12 protein-coding genes and 1 pseudogene are annotated in these 15298 nt (G+C 68.8%); 9 read left to right on the top strand and 4 right to left on the bottom strand.

Features of this window, described 5'->3' with window-relative positions:
• Nucleotides 1-33: 33 nt before the first annotated feature.
• Nucleotides 34-1644: a peptide chain release factor 3 gene (locus A9310_RS12605; RefSeq protein WP_058250853.1), complete on the top strand. Its 1611-nt coding sequence runs from the start codon at nt 34-36 to the stop codon at nt 1642-1644.
• Between the two features lie 28 nt (nt 1645-1672).
• Nucleotides 1673-2401 carry a hypothetical protein gene (locus tag A9310_RS12600; protein WP_254661247.1) on the top strand — a complete coding sequence of 243 codons (729 nt, stop codon included), beginning with the start codon at nt 1673-1675 and terminating at the stop codon, nt 2399-2401.
• Nucleotides 2402-2572: 171 nt separating this feature from the next.
• Here A9310_RS12600 and A9310_RS12595 read toward each other — a convergent pair whose 3' ends face one another.
• Nucleotides 2573-3583, bottom strand: a complete 1011-nt coding sequence (locus tag A9310_RS12595; protein WP_065630905.1) for an enoyl-CoA hydratase/isomerase family protein — start codon at nt 3581-3583, stop codon at nt 2573-2575.
• A 212-nt stretch (nt 3584-3795) separates the two neighbouring features.
• Here A9310_RS12595 and A9310_RS12590 point away from each other — a divergent pair, with 212 nt between their 5' ends.
• The 6 genes from A9310_RS12590 to A9310_RS12565 all read left to right on the top strand — a co-directional run bounded on the left by A9310_RS12590 (nt 3796) and on the right by A9310_RS12565 (nt 10101).
• A complete protein-coding gene (locus tag A9310_RS12590) occupies nt 3796-5400 on the top strand; it encodes an ABC-F family ATP-binding cassette domain-containing protein (RefSeq protein ID WP_065630904.1) in 1605 nt (534 codons plus the stop codon).
• 56 nt (nt 5401-5456) lie between these two features.
• Nucleotides 5457-6242, top strand: a complete 786-nt coding sequence (locus A9310_RS12585) for an alpha/beta fold hydrolase (protein ID WP_065630903.1) — start codon at nt 5457-5459, stop codon at nt 6240-6242.
• Nucleotides 6243-6368: 126 nt separating this feature from the next.
• A complete protein-coding gene (locus A9310_RS12580) occupies nt 6369-7493 on the top strand; it encodes an MBL fold metallo-hydrolase (RefSeq protein WP_065630902.1) in 1125 nt (374 codons plus the stop codon).
• Between the two features lie 34 nt (nt 7494-7527).
• Nucleotides 7528-8289 carry a crotonase/enoyl-CoA hydratase family protein gene (locus A9310_RS12575; protein WP_065630901.1) on the top strand — a complete coding sequence of 254 codons (762 nt, stop codon included), beginning with the start codon at nt 7528-7530 and terminating at the stop codon, nt 8287-8289.
• A 30-nt stretch (nt 8290-8319) separates the two neighbouring features.
• Nucleotides 8320-9222, top strand: a complete 903-nt coding sequence (locus A9310_RS12570; RefSeq protein ID WP_065630934.1) for a LysR family transcriptional regulator — start codon at nt 8320-8322, stop codon at nt 9220-9222.
• Nucleotides 9223-9228: 6 nt separating this feature from the next.
• Nucleotides 9229-10101, top strand: a complete 873-nt coding sequence (locus A9310_RS12565) for a LysR family transcriptional regulator (protein ID WP_065630900.1) — start codon at nt 9229-9231, stop codon at nt 10099-10101.
• Nucleotides 10102-10160: 59 nt separating this feature from the next.
• Here the strand turns inward: A9310_RS12565 and A9310_RS12560 are convergent, their stop codons facing one another.
• Both A9310_RS12560 and fabG read right to left on the bottom strand, forming a co-directional pair.
• Nucleotides 10161-11384 (bottom strand): acetyl-CoA C-acetyltransferase, encoded by a 1224-nt coding sequence (locus tag A9310_RS12560; protein ID WP_065630899.1) that lies wholly within the window; start codon nt 11382-11384, stop codon nt 10161-10163.
• Nucleotides 11385-11429: 45 nt separating this feature from the next.
• The gene (gene fabG, locus A9310_RS12555; RefSeq protein WP_065630898.1) at nt 11430-12191 is read right to left on the bottom strand and encodes a 3-oxoacyl-ACP reductase FabG; all 762 of its coding nucleotides are present in this window, start codon (nt 12189-12191) and stop codon (nt 11430-11432) included.
• Nucleotides 12192-12392: 201 nt separating this feature from the next.
• Here fabG and A9310_RS12550 point away from each other — a divergent pair, with 201 nt between their 5' ends.
• Complete coding sequence (locus A9310_RS12550) at nt 12393-13583, top strand: acyl-CoA dehydrogenase family protein (RefSeq protein WP_065630933.1); 1191 nt, start codon at nt 12393-12395, stop codon at nt 13581-13583.
• Nucleotides 13584-13619: 36 nt separating this feature from the next.
• Here A9310_RS12550 and A9310_RS12545 read toward each other — a convergent pair.
• A pseudogene (locus A9310_RS12545) lies at nt 13620-15265 on the bottom strand (class I adenylate-forming enzyme family protein).
• Nucleotides 15266-15298 lie beyond the last annotated feature (33 nt).

The following is a 15298-nucleotide window of genomic DNA, read 5'->3' as shown; positions in this document are numbered from 1 at the left end:
CCGCCCCCTGCACGCCCGGTAGCCTGGAACCTCGTGAGTTCCGAGGTGATCAGTCGCGAAGTGACGCGTCGTCGTACCTTCGCCATCATCTCCCACCCCGATGCCGGCAAGTCGACGATGACCGAGGCGTTGGCGCTGCACGCGCGGATGATCAGCGAGGCCGGCGCCGTCCACGGCAAGGCCGGACGTAAGTCGACCGTCTCCGACTGGATGGAGATGGAGAAGGCGCGCGGCATCTCCGTCAGTTCGACGGCGCTGCAGTTCAACTACTCGGCCGCAGCCCAGGCCGACCCCGAGATCCCGAGCGTCATCAACCTCGTCGACACCCCGGGTCACGCCGACTTCTCCGAGGACACCTACCGCGTGCTGACCGCGGTCGACGCCGCGGTGATGCTCATCGACGCCGCCAAGGGACTCGAGCCGCAGACCCTCAAACTCTTTCAGGTGTGCCGCCACCGGGGCATCCCGGTCATCACGGTGATCAACAAGTGGGACCGGCCGGGTCAGAGCCCCCTCGAACTGATCGACGAGATCACCGAGCGCATCGGCCTCACCCCGACCCCGCTGTTCTTCCCGGTCGGCATCGCCGGCGACTTCCGTGGTCTCCTCGACCGGCGAACCGGCGAGTACGTGCACTTCACCCGTACCGCGGGCGGCGCGAAGATCGCGCCCGAGGAGATCATGTCCGCCGACGACGCGCTGGCTCGCGAGGGCGACGAGTGGACCTCGGCACTCGAGGAGAGCGAACTGCTCACCGAGATGGGCCAGGACCACGATCAGGAATTGTTCCTCGCCGGGCAGACCTCGCCGATGATCTTCGCGTCCGCGATGCTGAACTTCGGTGTGCGGCAACTCCTCGAGGTCCTCGTGGAGCTCGCTCCCCCGCCCGGGCCGCGGGCCGACGTCGAGGGCAATCCACGGCCGGTGACCGACCCGTTCAGCGCGGTGGTCTTCAAGGTGCAGGCCGGGATGGACTCCAGCCACCGGGATCGCCTGGCGTACATGCGTATCGTGTCCGGCGAGTTCGAACGCGGCATGGTCGTGACCCATGCGCAGACCGGAAAGCCGTTCGCCACCAAGTATGCCCAGGCCGTCTTCGGCCGCGACCGCTCGACGGTCGACACCGCCTACCCCGGTGACGTGGTCGGGCTGGTGAACGCGACCGCGCTCGCGCCCGGCGACACTCTCTACGACGGCCCCAAGGTGCAGTTCCCGCCGATCCCGTCCTTTGCGCCCGAACACTTCTCGACCCTGCGTGCCACCACCGCCGACAAGTACAAGCAGTTCCGCAAGGGCATGGACCAGCTTGAGAGCGAAGGCGTGGTCCAGGTCCTGCGCAACGACACCCGCGGTGATGCGTCGCCGGTGCTCGCCGCCGTCGGACCGATGCAGTTCGAGGTCGTGACCGCGCGGATGAAGGCCGAGTACAACGTCGACACCATCATCGAGCCGCTCGGTTACACTCTCGCCCGTCGCACGGATGCCGACAGCGCGCCCGAACTGAATCGGCAACGCGGCGTCGAGGTCTTCACCCGCACCGACGGCGCCGTTCTCGCCCTCTTCAGCGACAAGTGGCGCCTGCAGTACATCGAGAAGGAACACCCCGACCTCACTCTCGAACCCCTTGTCGCGGCAGCGGACTGACCGGTCGACGAGCACACGGCGCCGGCCGGTGCGCGCCGCCGTGCTGATGTGCGCGGCGGTGGCGTCGCTCGTCACCGCCTGTGGCTCCGACGCCCCGCCGCAGTCCACACCCACCACCTCGACGCCGATGCCCACCGTACGTCCGGTCGACTCGGCGCTCTGCACCGAGAAACCACCGCAGGGCAACGTCGACCGCAGTGGCCAGAACTTCGAGTTCCGTCACGGCAACATCAAGATCGCGGTCGCGGACACGCCGGCGGACTCCCGACGCGGACCCGCGGTGGGCGCCACCCCCGCCGAGGAGCCCAACTGCTATGAGTTCGACCGGTGGGGCCCGGCGCGGCCCGACGTGCCGCCGGACTCGCTGCTCTTCGTGTTCAAGGACGCCGGCACCGGCGGCGCGCAGATCGAGTTCCTGATCAGCGAACTGACCGGCGGCCTGTTGCCACCGGTGGGCGCGACGCGTCCGACCGTCGGGCCGTTGACACGGCCGATCAACGCCCAGATCGGGGTCTCGATCAACGGCGACTACCACCACTCGTCCGCGTGCCAGCTCAGCGTGAGCGGCATGTCGAGCTCACTCGCGGCCGGCTCGTTCACCTGCCCGACGGCGACACGGGTCGAGGCCAACCCGCTCGCGCCCGACGACGACGTCCGCTACGACCTCGACGAGTCGTCGACGACGAAACAGCCGGATTCCGAGGGCAACTCGACCGACAGCGTGTCGTTGTCGGGGTGGTTTCAGCTCACGCCCTGAGATCTGCCGGTCGAGCAGCTTCGAGCGAGCGTGGTAAGGACGCCACCCCCCGCTGGTCGAGCAGCGTCGACCGAGCGTAGCGAGGACGCCGCGTCCGTCGAGGCCACCTCGGCAACCGACCTCGCAAACCCGACCAGTGGCTTCGACAAGCTCAACCAGCGGGGAGGCGGCTCAACCAGCGGTGGCACCGACGATCCGGGCCACGACGGCGGGATCGACGTCGTCGATGCGCGCCGGATCGAATTCGGGATTGCGATCCTTGTCGACGAGCACGGCCCGCACCCCCTCACGGAAGTCGTGGGTCTTCGTGATCTCCTCTGCGGCATGTAGTTCCCGGTCGAAGCACTCGTCGATCCCCGACCTCGCCCCGGCGCTGATCATCGCCGCGGTTACCCACAGACTGGTGGGTGAGGCGCCCTCGAGCAGACCGACCATCTCCTGGGCCCAGTCGTCGCCGACCGCGCCGCGCAGGCCGCCGAGGATGGCGTTGACGTTGTCGTCGGCGAAGTACTCGCCGATCTTGCGCAACGGCACGTCGCTGGTGTCCTCGGTCCCCGACGTGGCCAGCGCGTCGGCCAGCGGGGCACCGGAACGGATGCTGTCGGCGACCGCCGGCAGGTCTGCGGAGGACACGAAATGCGTTGCCAGGCCGACGGCGACCGCGTCGACACCGCGGATCCGGGCGCCGGTGAGTCCGAGCCACATGCCCACGCCCTCCGGAAGCCGCGACAGGAAGTAGGTCGAACCGATGTCGGGGAAGAACCCGATCGCGGTCTCGGGCATGGCGATCATCGCCTTCTCGGTGACGACCCTGATCTCGCCGTGCACGCTGATCCCGAGACCCCCGCCCATGGCCGCCCCGTCGATCAGGCTGATGTAGGGCTTCGGGTAGTCGGCGACGAGCTGATCGAGCCGGTACTCGCCGGCGAAGTAGCGGCTGATCGAGGCGTGGTCGCCGTCGATGGCGTGCTCGCGGATCGCACGGATGTCGCCTCCGGCGCAGAACGCCCGGTCGCTCGCCGAGGTGACCAGGACGGTGTCGATCGCGTCGTCGTCACCCCATTCGCCGAGCGTGACGTACATGTCGTCGATCATGCTCTGGTCCAACGCATTGAGAGCCTTGGGCCGGTCCAGGACGATCTCGCCGACGCCGTTGGACACCGAGGTGCGGAGAAATGACATACCCCAACCGTAGCGGTGAGCCCGGATCCGATTCGTCGGCGGATAATCCGTTGGCAACTCCGAGCGCGTCCGCTACGGTGGTCACCACTTGCCCCCAGACCCGCCAGGAGTGATCCACCGCGATGAAGAACTGAAGTGGCCCCGGCCGTCGGCACCGCCGACGGACCCCACCGACGCCCTGTCGGTGTACCCGACCCACTTCAGGAGCGCTCATGCCGTCTTCCATCGTGCTGTCCGACGTCTCGTTCGCCTGGCCCGACGGGACAGTCGTCTTCGAACACCTCGAACTCACCCTGGGCGCCGAGACCTACTCCCTCATCGGCGCGAACGGTGCGGGCAAGTCCACCCTCCTCGGCCTGATCGCCGGTCGATCACGCCCGGCGTCGGGCAGCATCACGATCGCAGGCGATTCGTCGACGACCGATGTCGCTGTGGTCGTGCAGGACCCGCAGTCCGATCCGTCGTCGACCGTGGCACAAGCGCTCGGCATCGACGAGATTCGTTGTGCGATACGACGAATCGAGAGCGGTTCGGTAGATCCGCAGGACTTCGACGCAGTCGGGGACGACTGGGGCGTCGAGGAGCGTGCCATCGGACTCCTCGAGCAGATGGGACTGCCGCCCGACCTCGACCGCACGGTCGGCGCCATGTCCGGCGGGGAGGCGACCCTGCTGGCGATCGTCGCCGCACTCATCGCTGACCCGGCGATCCTGCTCCTCGACGAACCGACCAACAACCTGGACACCGACTCCCGCGCCCGGCTTTTCGACGCCATCGAGTCGTTCCCGGGCACGGTGGTCGTGGTCAGTCACGACCTCGAGCTCCTCGAACGTGTCGATACGACAGTCGAGCTGTACCGAGGTCGAGTGCGGCTGTTCGGCGGGCCCTACTCCCGGTACCGCGAGATCATCGACGCCGAACAAGACGCCGCCGAGGCAGCGGTGGCCACCGCCGCCGGCGATCTGCGCAAGCAGCGCCGCGAGATGACCGAGGCGTTGATCAAACTCGATCGGCGGGCCCGGACGGGCGCGACGGCCGAACGGGAGAAGCGGGTGCCGAAGATCGTGGCACACAACCGCCGGAGCGAGGCGCAGGTGTCGGCGGGCAAACTGGGCAAAGCCCATCGTGACGACGTGGCCTCTGCGGCAACACGTCTCGACGAGGCCCGCGAGGACATCCGCACCGACCGCACCGCACGGATCGTCGTGCCGACGCCGGAAGTGGCCCCGCGCGCCCAGATCGTCGTCGACGACCGCCTGCGCATGGACGGACCCGAGCGGGTGGCTCTGGTGGGGCCCAACGGTTCCGGGAAATCGACACTGATCGCGGAGTTGATCGTCTCCGAATCCGTCGTCGTACCGTTCGCCTTCGTGCCGCAGCAGATCACCTTCCCCGACCCGACCGTCTCGATCGCCGAGCACCTCGCGCGGACCCACCCGGACATCTCGACGCAGGAGGTGCGGGCGCATCTCGCGCGGTTCCTGTTCCGGGGTGCGCGCGCCGATCGCGCACTCGCCGAACTGTCCGGCGGCGAACGGCTGCGCGTCGCACTGGCCGACGCACTGCTCGGTGACCCGACACCCAAGCTGCTGATCCTCGACGAGCCGACGAACAACCTCGATCTCGACACCGTCACGCAACTCGTGGACGCACTAGAGGCCTGGACCGGTGCACTGCTGGTCGTCTCCCACGACGCCGGTTTCCTCGACCGCATCGGCATCGGTCGGCGCGTGTCACCGGTGCCCCCACCGGGCGAACCGGCGGGAACGCCGGGGCAGATCGGTGCCGAACAAACCGACGTCGAAGCAGACCGCTGACGAACAGTCGGTGACGCCGGCGGCGTCGAGAACCGATAGGCGGCATACTGCGTGCGATGGCCGAGCCCGCACCCGTTCCCGTCGACGCGCCGGTGGTCGAACCCACGCCCGTCGTCCTCGTCCACGGTTTGCGCGTGAGCGGCGCGACCCTGCACCGGGTCGCGGCGGCTGTGGCCGGTCCCGACCCGAGGCGCGCGGTCGCCACCCCCGACCTCCCTGGCCACGGGCAGCGCCGCGACGAGACGTTCACGATGTCCGGCGCGGTGGACGCCGTGCTCGCCGAGATCAGCGGGTTCGGCCGGCCGGCGGTCGTGGCCGGGATGTCGATGGGCGGCTACGTGGCGATGGCGGTCGCCGGACGCCATCCGGAAGCCGTCGCGGCCCTCGTCCCGATGTGCGCGACCGCGCAGCCCAGTCCGCTGCTGGCCGCGCCGTTCGAGACGTTCGGTGCGGTCACCGCGTTCCTGCCGCGTCAGGCGGCGATCATCAGTCAGGTGGCCACCCGCCTCGCCGTGGGACGTCAGGTGTCCGCCGACATGGAGATCGGCGGACTGGCACTGGGGTCGATCGCCGACGTCGTCGCCGAGATCAAGCGGTTCGACGCGCTCGGCGAGGTCCGGCGCTACCCCGGCCGAACGATGTTCGTCAACGGTAGCCAAGACCAGTTCCGGGTCCACGAACAACGTTTCGTCGAGGCAGCACAGCACGCGTCGCTGACCATCGTCCCCGGGGCGAGCCATCTCTTCCCGCTCATCCAACCGGAACTCGCCGGGCGACTGGTTCACGACGTCGCGGCGAGCTGCGACGGCGCCGCGGCCGGACTCGCCGACCTGGATCCATAGGTCCTACCTCAGGATGTCTGAGCCGCCCACAGCTTGAGCGCGATCGCCTCTCGTGATCGGATGACTGTTGATCACTGCAACGACCATCAGCGGTGTCACCACGCGACGGACCCGGCGGGAGGCTGGATGGGCACGATCGAGGTCACCGGCACGCTGCAGAAGCAGGCCTGGGCCGACAAGGTGTTGCCCCCGGTCGAGGAGGTCCGGCCGCAGCTGTGGTCGATCCCGGTCCCCATGGGATCCAATCCCTTGCGATACGTCCTGGTCTACGCCCTCGGATTGCCCGACGGCGGTCTCGCACTGATCGACGCCGGCTGGCCGTCCGACAAGTCGTGGGACATCCTCGTCGCAGGCATCCGCTCCACCGGCCATGACCTCGCCGACATCAGGTCCATCGGCGTGACCCATCTGCACCCCGACCATTTCGGGCTCGTGCCGCGTCTACTCGAGCACGTGGACGCCGAGCTGTGGATGCATCGCAACGATTCCCGGTACCTGCGCCACTACTCCGATACCGAGGTGGAGAACCAACTCGGCCAGGCGCGATCCGAACTCCGCGCTCTCGGCGCACCGACCGAGGTCGCCGACGAGGGGCTGGTCGGTTTCATCCGCCTGCCCGACGGGCGGACCGTCGACCGCGAGCTGACCGGGGACGCCCCGCTCGACATCCCCGGCTGGGATCTCCGCGCCGTCTGGACCCCGGGCCACACCGCGGGGCACCTCTGCTTCGCCGACGACACCGCCGGCATCGTCTTCACCGGCGACCACCTGCTGCCGCGGATCAGTCCGAACATCTCGACCAATCCCATGCAGACCGACAGTCCCCTCGCCGACTACCTGATCTCGCTGGCCAACACCGAGAAGATGCGCGACCACGAGGCGCTGCCGTCCCACGAGTACCGGTTCCGAGGCCTCGGCGACCGTGTCACCGGTCTCCTCACGCATCACGAGGAGCGGCTCGATGAGATCGCCTCGACCGTGACCCGGTATCCGGAGAGCACGGCCTGGGAGATCACCCGGTCGGTGACGTGGTCGCGTCCGTTCGAGGAGCTGTCCCTCACCCTCAGCCGACTCGCGTTGCGGGAGACCCACGCCCATCTCGTCGTCCTGCAGGAACGCGGCGTCCTCGACGCCCACGTTCCCGATGAGACGGCGACCGATCCGACCACCCCGGAGCCGATCCGCTGGTTTGCCGCCGGCGAGCCCACACCGGCTGAGCCGCAACAGATCTCCACATCCGAGAACACCTGACCGCCCGTCCCGTCCACCAACTCCAGGAGTCCCCATGAGTGCCGTGCTCACCGAGTTCGCCGACGGCGTCGCCGTCATCACGATCAACCGCCCCGAGGCGAAGAACGCCGTGAATCTCGAGGTGTCGGAGGGTATCGCCGCCGCGATCGACGAACTCGAGTCGCGCGACGACCTCACCATCGGCATCATCACCGGTGCCGGTGGCACGTTCTGCGCCGGGATGGACCTCAAGGCCTTCGCCCGCGGCGAGAAGGTCGCGCTGGACGGACGCGGGTTCGGCGGCCTCACCGAGGCCCCGCCGACCAAGCCCCTCATCGCCGCCGTCGAGGGCTGGGCGCTGGCCGGCGGATGCGAACTCGCGTTGTCGGCGGACCTCGTCGTCGCAGCAAACGACTCCAAGTTCGGCATCCCCGAGGTCAAGCGCGGACTCGCCGCCGCCGCCGGTGGCCTCCTACGCCTCCCGAAGATCCTCCCCTACCAGCTCGCCATGGAACTCGCGCTCACCGGCGACCCGCTCACCGCGGCACGCGCCCACCAGTTCGGCCTGGTCAACCGGATCACCGAACCCGGCGAGGCACTCGCCGGGGCCCGCGAACTGGCCGCCGTCATCGCCGCCAACGGCCCCCTTGCCGTCCGCGCCACCAAACAGGTCACCTCCATGGCGATCCGCTACACCGATCCCGAACTCATCAAGAAGCAGTGGGACTTCCTCGGTCCGGTGTTCGTCTCCGACGACGCCAAGGAAGGTGCGGTCGCCTTCGCCGAGAAACGCGCGCCGCGCTGGACCGGCAAGTGACCTGACACTCGGGTCACTAGAGTGACCGGGGTGGACCTGCACCTCGTGACCTACTTCGTCGCCGTGGTCGACCACGGCGGCATCACGAAGGCCGCCCAGTCGCTCTACATCTCACAGCCGTCGCTGTCCCAGGCGATCCGCACGCTCGAGAGACGTCTCGGCGTCACCCTGTTCGACCGCACCGGACGACGCCTCGAACTCACCGAGGCCGGACGCAAACTCGACGTAGCCGCCCGGCGCATCCTGGCCGACGTCGACCGCGCCAAGGCCAAGGTCGACGCGGTTCGGGAACTGCGCGCCGGTCGCGTCGACATCGTGACCTACGCGGCGTTCAGTGTGGACCCGGTGGTCAACATCGTCCGACTGTTCCGGGAACGGTTCCCACGCTTGTCGGTTCGAGTCGTCTCCGCCGACAGTCCCACCGGGGTGTTGTCGGCGTTGCGATCCGGGGACGCCGAGATCGGGATCATGGACTCGGCCGCCGAGCACGCGACCTTCACCGCCATCCCGATGGCCGAGCAGGAACTCATCGTCGCGGCGCCGACGACGCTCGCCGACGGTCTGCCCGAACCGATACCGCAGWCTGCGGTGCGCTCGCTGCCACTCGTCGTCGATCACAGCGACCCGATCAGCGCGGAACTCCTCAGCGGACTCCTCGACGACAACGCCAAGAACGTGGTGGTCGACTGCCAGTTACCGTCCGCGGTGTGGAGTCTGGTCAAGAAGGGCACGGGCGCAACGGTTCTCCCACGCACCGTGGCCGACCGGCAGCTTGCGGGACTTCGTCGGCTCGCGCTCGACCCACCACTCACCCGACCGTGGGGTCTCGTGCTGCGATCCGGGCTCCCCTCGCCGGCCGCCCTCGCCTTCATCTCCGCGGCGAAGGTCCACTGCGGGATCGCGCCGGACCCCGCCGAACCACGGGATTGGTGACACGCCATGGAATTGCGACAGGTCGAGTACTTCCTGGCGGTGGTCGAGAACAAGGGCATCGGCGGGGCCGCGTCGGCTCTCGGTGTCGCGCAACCCACCGTGTCCCAAGCACTCCGGGCGCTCGAACGCGAACTCGGAGTCCAGCTGTTTCACCGCATCGGTCGCGGGATGGTCCTGTCGRCGGCCGGGCGCACGATGGTCGGTCCCGCGCGACAGATCGTGCGCGACATGGACGCCGTCGACGATCTGCTCTCCGCCTCGGAGGACGAACTCACCGGCCACCTCGAGATCCTGGCCTTCGCCGCGACCGCGGTCGGGCCCGTCGTCGATCTCGTCGCCCGGTTCCGGGCCGCCTATCCGCGGGTTTCGGTGCGACTCGGCGAGTTACGCGATGAGACCAGGGCCGCGTCGGCCATCGAGGACGGTCATTGCGAGTTCGCCGTCGCCCACCTACCCATCGCCGGCGACGACCTCGAGGTGATCGTGATCGGCGAACACGAACACGTGCTCGTCTACCCGCCGGGCACCGACGTACCCGAGGGCCCGATCCCGCTGAACAATCTGCCGGCGATCCCGATGGTGTTCGTGCCACGCGGCTACTCGGTGGCCGACGAGTTCGAGGAGGCGATCCGCGTCGGGGGCGTCCGCCCGCCGCTGGCCGTGCTGTCGGAGATCCGCGAGGAACGGCTCCCGATGGTGGAGTCCGGAATCGGCGGCACTCTACTCGAACGATCGGTGGCAGAGTCGGCCGACGAGCCGGTCGTGATCCGTGAGATCGAACCGAATGTGGTGCGACCCTTTGCCATCGCATTCCACCCGCCGTCGCTGTCGGCCGTCGGTCAGGCCTTCGTCGACCTCGTGCGCGAAACTGCGGGATGAACGGGTGGAACACCGGGCCCCACCGGTGCGGATCAGGTGGGGCCCGGTGAGTCTCGGGGTCAGCTGACGCGTTCGAAGACCGCGGCGAGGCCCTGGCCACCGCCGATACACATGGTCTCCAGGCCGTAGCGGGCCTCGCGCCGGTGCAGTTCACGCGCCAGGGAGGCCAGCATGCGTCCGCCCGTGGCGCCGACCGGGTGGCCCAGCGAGATGCCCGAGCCGTTGACGTTGGTGCGGTCGAAATCGCCGCCGGCACCGAAACGGCCGAAACCCCACTCGCGGGTGACGGCGAGTGCCTGCGCGGCGAACGCCTCGTTGAGCTCGATCACGTCGATGTCGGCGAGCGTCAGACCGGCCTTGGCAAGCGCCTTCTCGGTCGCGGGGACCGGCCCGATCCCCATGGTGCGCGGTGGCACACCGGCCAGACCCCATGACACCAGCTTCACCAGCGGGCGTAGACCCAACTTCTCGGCGACCTCGGGGGTGGTCACGAGCGCCATCGACGCGGCGTCGTTCTGACCGCTGGCGTTGCCCGCCGTCACCGTCGCGTCCGGATCCGTCTTGCCCATGATCGGCTTCAGCTTCGACAGCGACTCGACCGAGACATCCGGGCGTGGATGCTCGTCGGTGTCGATGACCTGATCACCAGATCGCGAAGCCACGGTGACCGGGACGATCTCTTCGGCCAGTACGCCATCCTTCTGGGCCCGCACCGCTCGTTCGTGCGATGCCACAGCCAGCTCGTCCTGTTCTTCCCGGGAGATCTCGTAGTCCTTGCGCAGGTTCTCGGCCGTCTCGATCATGCCGCCGGGCACCGGGTAGTTCTTGCCGCCGGCGGTCGAGCGCGCCCGGACGAGGCTGTCGTGCATGGCAATTCCGGTCCGGGCCCCACCCCACCGCATGTCCACCGAGTAGAACGACGCGTTGCTCATCGACTCGGCACCGCCGGCGACCACGACGTCGTTGTCCCCCGAGGACACCTGGTAGGCGGCCTGGATGACGGCCTGTAGTCCCGACCCGCAACGACGATCGATGTGCATGCCGCCCACTGTGATCGGCAACCCGGCATCGAGTGCGATGACTCGTCCCAGGGCGGGCGCCTCGCTGTTCCCGTTACAGTGACCGAGGATGACGTCCTCGACCTTCTCCGGGTCGAGTCCGGTCCGGTCGAGCATCCCCGTCAGCGCGGCGACCCCGAGATCAACGGCGGTGAGATTCTTGAACATCCCGCCGTAACGGCCGATCGGGGTACGGACCGGTTCGCAGATGACGACGTCGCGCATGGGTGACCTTTCGGTGTCAGAGGAGGCATGGAGCAGGGCCGGCGGTCACATGAAACGGCCGCCGGTCACCTCGAGGACGGTGCCCGTCATGTACGACGACATGTCACACGCCAGGAACAGCACGACGCTCGCGACCTCACCGACCTCGCCGGCGCGCCGCATCGGGATCTCCGCCATCTTCTGGTCCCACGCTTTCTGCGGCATCGCCTCGGTCATCGCCGACCGGATGAGGCCGGGCTGGATCGCGTTGACCCGCACGCCGTGATGGGCCATCTCCTTGGCCGCGGCCTTGGTGAGGCCGACGATGCCCGCCTTGGCGGCCGAGTAGTTGGTCTGCCCGACCATGCCGACCTTGCCCGACAGCGACGAGATGTTCACGATCGCACCACGCTTGGCCTCGCGCATGATCGCCGCCGCCTTGCGTGTGCCGTTCCAGGTGCCTTTGAGATGCACCGAGATGACCTGATCGAAATCGTCTTCGGTCATGGTGCGCATCGTCGCGTCCCGGGTGATCCCGGCGTTGTTCACCAGCACATCGAGTGACCCGAACCCGTCGACCGCGGCCGCGAGCAGCGCGTCGACCTCCCCCGCGTCGACGACGTCGCACCTCACCGCGCGGGCCACGTCGCGGCCGCCGAGCTCGTCCGCGGCCGCCCGCGCGGCGTCGAGGCTGAGGTCACCGAGCACGACTCGCGCGCCGGCGTCGACGAACGAGCGGGCGATCTCGAAACCGATGCCCTGGGCTCCGCCGGTCACGACGGCGGTACGACCCTCCAGCAACGCGGCGGCGGGCGGGTGCGATGACATGTATCGGAGTCCTTTCGAGGGCGGCGGGGTGACGGTCGTCGGGCAACCGGTCGCGAAGCGCCGGGCCCGCGGTGAGTGCCGCGGGGACAAATCTATCGAGGTTCCGCCCCGATCGACCCCTCCGCGCTCATACGCAACGGCTATCGCAGCGATCCCGGTTTCGTATTGGACCCCTCGCCCGCCGGCCGCGAGAGTGACAGCATGACCGGAGTGATGCATTCAGCGCGGACGACCTCCTCCGAGGTGGGCGACGAGGACTTCGCCGACATCCTCGCCGCGACGCGCGAGTTCGTCCGCGAGGTGGTGGTCCCGCGGGAGCAGGAGATCCTCGACACCGACGCCATCCCCGACGACATCCGCCAGACGGCGAAGAGCATGGGCCTTTTCGGCTACGCCATCCCGCAGGAGTGGGGCGGTCTCGGCCTCGATCTGACCCAGGACGTCGAACTCGCGATGGAGCTCGGGTACACCTCCCTGGCGCTGCGCTCGATGTTCGGCACCAACAACGGCATCGCCGGCCAGGTCCTCGTCCACTTCGGCACCGATGAGCAGAAGTCGGCGTGGCTGGAGAAGATCGCGTCCGGCGAGGTGGTCGCCTCGTTCGCGCTGACCGAACCGGGGGCCGGGTCCGATCCGGCCGGACTGCGCACGAAGGCCGTCCGCGACGGTGACGACTGGGTGATCACGGGCGAGAAGCGGTTCATCACCAACGCCCCGCTGGCCGATCTGTTCGTCGTGTTCGCACGTACCCGCCCGGCCGACGAGGCGGGCACCGGCATCGCGGTGTTCCTCGTCCCCGCCGACGCCGCCGGACTCAGCGTCGGCGCCAAGGACCGCAAGATGGGCCAGGAGGGCGCCTGGACCGCCGACGTGCACTTCGACGCCGTGCGGGTGCCGGCGTCGGCACTGGTCGGCGGCAGCGAGGACGTGGGCTACAAGGCCGCGATGATGAGCCTGGCCCGAGGCCGGGTGCACATCGCGGCTCTCTCGGTGGGCACCGCGCAGCGTGCGCTCGACGAGTCGGTCACCTGGGCCGCCACCGCCACCCAGGGCGGTACCGCGATCGGCGAGTTCCAACTGGTCCAGGCCATGCTCGCCGACCAGCAGGCCGGGGTGATGGCCGGGCGCGCACTGGTGCGCGAGGCCGCCCGGGCGTGGGTCGACGACACCGACCGCCGCATCGCCCCGTCGGCTGCCAAGCTGTTCTGCACCGAGATGGTCGGCAAGGTCGCCGATCTCGCCGTGCAGATCCACGGCGGCAGCGGTTACATGCGCGATGTCGCGGTGGAACGCATCTACCGCGAGGTGCGGTTGCTGCGCCTGTACGAGGGCACCAGCGAGATCCAGCGACTCATCATCGGGCGCAACCTGGTCAAGCGCGCGCAGCGCTGACCACACGCGCGTGCGCCGGCGCCGGCGCTGACCCTGTCAGGCGTTCGCCAGGCGCTCCCGCAACGCCACCTTCTGGACCTTGCCGGCCGCCGAGGTGGGCAGCTCGTCGACCACGTACACGTCCCGGATCTTCTTGTAGGGCAACACCTGCGCGGCGACGAAGTCCGACACCGCATCGGCGTCGATGACGTGACCGTCCCGGGCAACGAGAAAGGCCACCGGCTCCTGCCCCACCGCACCCGCCTCCCGGGCGACGACCGCTGCCGCACCGACGTCCGGATGCGTCACCAGGATCTCCTCGAGCTCGCGCGGATACACGTTGTAGCCCTTGTAGATCAGCATGTCCTTCGCACGGTCGCAGATGTAGAGGTACCCGTCGGCGTCGCGGTAGGCGATGTCACCGGTGTCGAGCCACCCGTCGACGAACTGCTCGGCCGTCTTCTCAGGGTGATCGAGATAGCCGTCGGTGACCTGCGGGCCGCGCACCCACAACTGTCCCTTCTCCCCCGGCGCGAGGACCACGGCCGGATCGTCGACGGCGCGGATCTCGATCTGGGTGTCGAACGTCGGCAGACCCACACTCCCGAGCCGGTATCGACCCCCGGACGTCAGGGGCGCCGAGGACACCAGGCACGTCRCCTCGGTGAGGCCGTATCCCTCCACGATCGCCGCTGCCGGGAACGCCTTCTCGAGCTGCTCCAGGGTCACGTGATCGATCGGCGCCGCGCCGGAGGAGACCACCCACACCGAGGTCAGGTCCCGTGTGGAGACGTCGGGGTGCACGGCGAGCGCATGCCACATCGCGGGACTCCCGGTCACGTACGACGCCCGATGCGCCTCGATGAGAGCCAGCATCCGCCCGGGCTCGAAACGACCGGCGAAGACGTGCGTGGCACCGCACAGCAGAGAAACGACATGTTGACGAGGGCGTGCGCGTGGAACAGCGGGGACACGACGACCGTCGCCGCATGCCCGGGGACCACCCCCGGGTTCTCCGACGACCGGGGAGTGAGGGTCAGGAGACCGTCGGTTCCCACCGCCACGGAATGACCTGCCCGCCAAGCGATCATCTGCGTGACGTTGCCGAGCACGTTGCGGTGCAGGACCCGGACGCCCTTCGAGACACCCGTGGTGCCGCCGGTGAAGGCGAGGTGCGCGACATCGTCGCTCGTGGTCGAGACCGGCGGGGCCGCCTCGTGCCCGACGACGAACTCCGCGAGGGGGACGGAGTCGATGCCCTCCGGCGCATTCGCGGTCCCGTCCACCGTCACCACCGTCGTCAACGCCGTGCCGACGGCCGCGGACCGGAGACGCGCGGACTGCTCGACCTGCGTGAAACCCACCACCGCACCGGTTTCCGCGATCTGACGTCGCAGACCCGGTACGGGCTGCAACGGATTGACCAGGGTCACCGCCGCACCGGCCCGCAGTGATCCGTAGTAGGCGACGACGAACTCGACGCTGTTGGTCAGGTACAGCAGGACCACATCGCGATCGCTCACTCCGGCCGCACGCAACGCCGACGCCGCGGCGGCCGAGCGCACGTCGAGCTCGGTGAACGTGAGCGTCGTCGCGCCGTCGACGACGGCCGCGCGCTCGCCGTAGAGGGCGGCCATACTCGCGGGCAGCACCGCCATCGTGGCGTCGGGATAGCTGAGAGTGGTGGGCGCCGTGGCAGACATCGCGATGAATCCTCTCGAAAGGCGTTGTGGAAG

The sequence above is a fragment of the Gordonia sp. UCD-TK1 genome, assembly GCF_001691435.1.
GTDB classification, from domain to species: Bacteria; Actinomycetota; Actinomycetes; order Mycobacteriales; family Mycobacteriaceae; genus Gordonia; species Gordonia hongkongensis.
This window is presented reverse-complemented; position numbering and strand designations above follow the sequence as displayed.

Excerpts from the sequence above, each read along its gene's own strand:
- A9310_RS12595 (WP_065630905.1), bottom strand. The coding sequence starts at position 3,583 with ATGTCATTTCTCCGCACCTCGGTGTCCAACGGCGTCGGCGAGATCGTC.
- A9310_RS12590 (WP_065630904.1), top strand. The coding sequence starts at position 3,796 with ATGCCGTCTTCCATCGTGCTGTCCGACGTCTCGTTCGCCTGGCCCGAC.
- A9310_RS12585 (WP_065630903.1), top strand. The coding sequence starts at position 5,457 with ATGGCCGAGCCCGCACCCGTTCCCGTCGACGCGCCGGTGGTCGAACCC.
- A9310_RS12580 (WP_065630902.1), top strand. The coding sequence starts at position 6,369 with ATGGGCACGATCGAGGTCACCGGCACGCTGCAGAAGCAGGCCTGGGCC.
- A9310_RS12575 (WP_065630901.1), top strand. The coding sequence starts at position 7,528 with ATGAGTGCCGTGCTCACCGAGTTCGCCGACGGCGTCGCCGTCATCACG.
- A9310_RS12560 (WP_065630899.1), bottom strand. The coding sequence starts at position 11,384 with ATGCGCGACGTCGTCATCTGCGAACCGGTCCGTACCCCGATCGGCCGT.
- fabG (WP_065630898.1), bottom strand. The coding sequence starts at position 12,191 with ATGTCATCGCACCCGCCCGCCGCCGCGTTGCTGGAGGGTCGTACCGCC.
- A9310_RS12550 (WP_065630933.1), top strand. The coding sequence starts at position 12,393 with ATGACCGGAGTGATGCATTCAGCGCGGACGACCTCCTCCGAGGTGGGC.